The sequence below is a fragment of the Actinomyces sp. oral taxon 849 str. F0330 genome, assembly GCF_000239715.1.
Lineage (GTDB): Bacteria > Actinomycetota > Actinomycetes > Actinomycetales > Actinomycetaceae > Actinomyces > Actinomyces johnsonii.
The window spans coordinates 21,618-26,687 of record NZ_JH470358.1 but is presented as its reverse complement, the minus strand read 5'-3'; the positions used below and the strand labels follow the sequence as shown (position 1 = coordinate 26,687).

2 protein-coding genes, 1 tRNA gene, 1 other RNA gene and 1 pseudogene are annotated in these 5,070 nt (G+C 69.6%); 3 read left to right on the top strand and 2 right to left on the bottom strand.

Annotated features, from left to right (window positions below; all coding sequences use genetic code 11):
* Nucleotides 1-2,084 (top strand): annotated as a pseudogene (locus HMPREF0975_RS12265) (2-hydroxyacyl-CoA dehydratase); the annotation flags it as partial.
* A gap of 18 nt (nucleotides 2,085-2,102) precedes the next feature.
* Here the strand turns inward: HMPREF0975_RS12265 and HMPREF0975_RS12260 are convergent.
* Together HMPREF0975_RS12260 and HMPREF0975_RS12255 are read right to left on the bottom strand one after the other, a co-directional pair.
* On the bottom strand, nucleotides 2,103-2,576 hold the full coding sequence (locus HMPREF0975_RS12260; RefSeq protein WP_009234502.1) for a septum formation family protein: 474 nt from the start codon (nucleotides 2,574-2,576) through the stop codon (nucleotides 2,103-2,105).
* Nucleotides 2,577-3,266: 690 nt separating this feature from the next.
* A tRNA-Ser gene (locus tag HMPREF0975_RS12255) sits at nucleotides 3,267-3,354 on the bottom strand.
* 252 nt (nucleotides 3,355-3,606) lie between these two features.
* On the opposite strand from HMPREF0975_RS12255, the gene ffs reads away from it, so the two are divergent.
* Nucleotides 3,607-3,701, top strand: an RNA gene (gene ffs / locus HMPREF0975_RS15055) — signal recognition particle sRNA small type.
* A 260-nt stretch (nucleotides 3,702-3,961) separates the two neighbouring features.
* Nucleotides 3,962-5,070: DNA polymerase III subunit gamma and tau (locus HMPREF0975_RS12250; protein WP_009234500.1), on the top strand; the 1,109-nt coding region annotated here is incomplete at its 3' end.

Below are 5,070 nucleotides of genomic sequence, written 5' to 3'. Positions count from 1 at the left end.
GGGACGGCGCCGAGCACGCCGTCGCCACCGGGGCGCTCAGCCGGGCCGTGGCCGCACTGCGCCGCCGGGTGGACGAGCTCCGCCCCGACCCACAGGCGCCCGCCGACTGGTCCGACGTCACCGGTGTCGGCCTGCCCACGCCCAAGTCCGTGGCCACCGAGGACGTCACCGGGCGCCTGCGGGTGCGCGACCAGTGGGCCTACCACTCGCGCCTCTACCAGGCCGCCGAGCTCGTCACCGCCCGCGACGACCTCGAGCTCGTCCAGCTCAACTCCTTCGGCTGCGGGGTCGACGCCCTGACCACCGACCAGGTCCAGGAGATCCTGGAATCCGCCGGTGGGGTCTACACGAGCCTCAAGATCGACGAGGTCTCCAACCTCGGCGCCGCCACCATCCGCCTGCGCTCCCTGGCCGCCGCCTCCGAGGCCCGTGCCGCGGAGAAGACGGCTCACGCTGAGGAAGCCGCCGACGAGGCCGACGGCTCTGCCGACGACGCCGTCGAGATCGATACGACAGTCCCCGCCGATGAGCCCTCCGCTATGGCCGCCGACCGGCCGGCGCGGAAGGGCGCTGAGAAGACTGAGAAGGCGGCCGGGCCGCGCGAGACGGGCTTCGCCGTCGGAGGGCGGGAGCTGCCGGGGGCCACCGGCCCGGTCTTCACCGAGGCCATGCGCGCCACCCACACCATCCTCATGCCCCAGATGAGCCCCGTGCACTTCCGGCCCCTGGAGCCGCTTATGCGGCGCCTGGGCTACAAGGTCGAGCTGCTTCAGTCCGCCACCCGCGATGACCTCGAGGTGGGGCTGCGCTACGTCAACAACGACGCCTGCTTCCCCGCCATCATGGTCATCGGCCAGCTCATCGGCGCCTTCACCGACGGCAGCCACGACCCCGACTCCTGCGTCGTGGCCATCTCCCAGACCGGCGGCATCTGCCGGGCCACCAACTACGCCGCCATGCTGCGCAAGGGCCTGCGCGAGGCCGGCTACCCGCAGGTGCCGGTCGTGGCCATCTCCCTGCAGGGCATCGAGTCCAACCCCGGATTCGAGCTGACCGCCACCATGGGCCTGAAGATGCTCCAGGGCATCATCATCGGAGACACCCTCAACACCTGCCTGCTACGGGTGCGCCCCTACGAGGTGGTCGAAGGCGCCACCCAGAAGCTCGTCGAGCGCTGGGACCGCATCATCGCCGAGTACTTCGAGCACCGGGGCCGCTCGGCCACCTGGGGCGGGCGCATCGGCTACCGCCGCCTCCTGCGCGAGATGGTCCGCGAGTTCAACGACCTGCCCCGCCGCGACGAGCCCCGGCGCCCGCGCGTCGGCGTCGTCGGCGAGATCCTGGTGAAGTTCCAGCCCGACGCCAACAACCACGTAGTCGACGTCATCGAGGCCGAGGGCTGCGAGGCCGTCGTCCCCGGCCTCCTGCCCTTCTTCCTGTCCGGGCTGGCAACCGCCCAGTGGGAGGCGGACACCTACGGCATCGGCAGGGAGTCCGTGGCCAAGAAGAAGGCGGCCGTGTGGTTCATCGAACAGCTCCAGGCACCGGCCCGCGCCGCTCTGCGCGCCGCCGGCGGCACCTTCGACGTCGAGGTCTCCACGGCCGAGCTGGCCCGCAAGGCCTCGAAGGTGCTCTCCCTGGGCAACCAGGCCGGTGAGGGCTGGCTGCTCACCGGCGAGATGATCGAGCTCATCGAGCACGGCGTGCCTAACATCGTGTGCTGCCAGCCCTTCGCCTGCCTGCCCAACCACGTCGTGGGCAAGGGCATGTTCCGCGAGGTCCGACGCCGCTACCCCCAGGCCAATATCGTCGCCATCGACTACGACCCCGGCGCCAGCGAAGTCAACCAGCTCAACCGCATTAAGCTCATGATCTCCACCGCCCTCATGGCACAGGCCGATTCCGAGCGCGGGGCGCCCGGATCGGAGGGTGGCCTCGGCGCCGCAGCGGCCGGAGACGAGCAGCAGGCCTGCGAGAGCGTGGAAGAGCTGCTGGCGGGACTCGGACCGGTGCCCGATGGTACGCCGTCGTCCCCGGACACCGCCGAGGCACGGCGCCGTCCTCAGCGCGCTCGGGCCCGCTGAGGACGACCGGTGTGAGGACTACTTCTTGGAGTCCTTGGCCGAGCCCTTGACCTCCGACTTGTCTCCCTGGGCGACCACACAGGTGACGTGCCGGTCTCCCTTGGCCCAGGTGTCTTCGCTGGGGGAGAGGTACTCGATCTGATAGCTGGACTTGCCGGCCTCGACCCCCACGTACTTGGTGAAGTCCTCTCCCTGGCAGAATCCCTCACCCAGGGACTTGACGGCGCCCTCGTTGGGGAGCTTGTCGACGTCGTCGGGGAAGGTGGTCTGGGCGACGACTTCGTAGGTGTGGGTCTTGGCGCAGTCGACCACGGTGACTTCGCCGACCGGGTTGTTCCCGCCGGCCTTGTCGCTCACGGTGTTGTAGCAATCCCCGACCTTGAGGTCCTTGGTGGCGGTGGAGGTACCTGAGGAGAACAGGCTGCAGGAGGACAGTCCCATGACGAGGACGGCGGACACGGGCAGAGCGAGGAGCGTGGTCAGGGTGCGCATATACCGAACCGTAACAGTAGGAAACTCGGGATTGTGACGGTTTTCTGCGGGAGCCTGACCACGCGCGGGGAATGGGCTGAAAATACCTGGGATAAGGACCGGGTGGCGACCTGAGACGGAGAGACGGAGAGTCGCCACCCGGCCGGAATGGGGGCAGGACGGTCGATGTAAGGCGTGAGAAGGGCGAAGTCGTTCTTCCCAGGCGACGGTCCACCTACGGGATGGTGGCCGGTGTCCTGCTCAACGGAGACAGAGTAGGAGTTTTTGGCGGATTTGTTCAATAGGTTGTTAATCGCGTCCCGGGTGAAGCATGCCGATGAAGCGTCGCCCTGTTCCCGACCGGATCGACTGGGGGTGAGCAGGGGCGCGGCGGCGAATGCGATGAGGGACGAGGTTCTGCGCGCATGGGTTAACCGTGGCAGGAGCGGCTCGGCCTCGTCGATGGGGAGAGATCCCAGTGGGACTGCTCAAGGCCCCCGGGGACGACGACCGCCTCCTGTTCCAGATCGTGCTTCTCCATCGACTCGAGGTAGCCGTTGCGCCGCTCGGTGTTCGACGGGCGGTCCCGCCATCGACGTGCACAATCCACCGGTGCCCGAGGCTGCTCTCGACGAGTTCATCGTCGTCGAGCGTCTGGGGATTCTCCTCGTGCCACGACAAAACCCCGGAATCATACGAATCCCGGGGTGGTGGCGGAGGATGGGGGATTCGAACCCCCGAGGGCTTGCACCCAACACGCTTTCCAAGCGTGCGCCATAGGCCACTAGGCGAATCCTCCAGGCGCTCCACGCGGCGACAACCGCGTGCAACGAGAAAGGAATATATCGGACCGCCCATCCCCGGGGCCAGCCCGGGGCGGTGGGATCTGTCACGCGGGGCTGGTCTCCCCGCATCGGCCCAACGTGGACGCACCGCAGGCCTCGGGGACGCACCTGCCGGGACAGTCCTCGAGCCCTACGGCGCGTCCTCCACCTCAAGTGGGGGCGGCGGGGGTGGTTCGCAACCGGGGGCCGGATCGGGTAGTCTCTCGCTCGGCCCCTCGTGCGGCGTCATCCAGCGAATCCCCCAGGACCGGAAGGTAGCAAGGGTAAGCAGGCTCTGGCGGGTGCGCGAGGGGTCCTCACGTGCCCGGGTGGAGGAGAGGACGGCCTGCCGCACCCGGTGGCCGGAGGGGATCAGGCCTCGGCACCGTCGACCTCCACCAGACCGCCCCTGGAGAGGACTCCGGCCGAGTAGGCGGCGTTGCGGGTGATGAGGACCCCGGTGACAGACATGGTTCCTCCGTTTCTCCAGCTGACGATGCGCCAGCTCTCCCATCGTGCCAGATGGCACCCGACTCGCCCGGCGCCTCGCACGGGGTCGGCCCGGCCGATTAGGCTCGGCCCGTGACCACCGCTCTGTACCGCCGCTACCGTCCCGACGCTTTCCAGGAGGTCATCGGGCAGGACCACGTCACCGCTCCGCTCATGGCGGCGCTGCGGGCCGACCGCGTCACCCACGCCTACCTCTTCTCCGGCCCGCGCGGCTGCGGCAAGACGACGTCGGCGCGCATCCTGGCCCGTTGCCTCAACTGCGCCCAGGCCCCCACCGACACCCCCTGCGGCACCTGCCCGTCCTGCCGGGACCTGGCCACCGGCGGCCCGGGAAGCCTCGACGTCGTCGAAATCGACGCCGCCAGCCACAACGGCGTCGACGACGCCCGCGACCTGCGCGAGCGCGCTGCCTTCGCCCCGGCCCGAGACCGCTACAAGATCTTCATCCTCGACGAGGCCCACATGGTCACCGCCCAGGGCTTCAATGCGCTGCTCAAACTCGTCGAGGAGCCACCCGCGCACGTGAAGTTCATCTTCGCCACCACCGAGCCGGAGAAGGTCATCGGCACCATTCGGTCGCGCACCCACCACTACCCCTTCCGCCTCGTCCCGCCCGACGTCCTCGAGGGCTACCTGGCCCAGCTGTGCCGGGCCGAGGGCGTCGAGATCGGCCCCGGCGTCTTCCCCCTCGTGGTGCGCGCCGGCGGCGGCTCCGTGCGCGACACCCTCTCCGTCATGGACCAGCTCATCGGCGGGGCGCACGACGACGGCGTCGACTACCAGCGGGCCGTCGCCCTGCTGGGCTACACCGACACCACCATGCTCGACCAGTGCGTCGACGCGATCGCCGCCGCTGACGGTGTCGGCGTCTTCCGGGTCGTCGACCGGGTCGTCTCCTCCGGGCACGACCCACGCCGGTTCGTCGAGGACCTGCTGGCCCGCCTGCGCGACCTCCTCATCATCGCCCTAGCCGGCTCCGAGGCCGGCGCGGCGCTCGGCTCCATGCCTCTCGACGAACTCGAACGCATGGACCTCCAGGCCCGCACCATGGGGGCCGCCGCCCTCTCCCGCGCCGCCGACACCACCGCCCAGGCCCTGACCGCCATGGTCGGCGCCACCTCCCCCCGCCTTCAGCTCGAGCTGCTCGTGGCCCGCCTGCTCATCCCGGCCGGCGGTGCTCA

Bases quoted from the DNA above. Each gene is read 5' to 3' on its own strand.
- HMPREF0975_RS12260 (WP_009234502.1), bottom strand. From the start codon at position 2,576: ATGCGCACCCTGACCACGCTCCTCGCTCTGCCCGTGTCCGCCGTCCTC.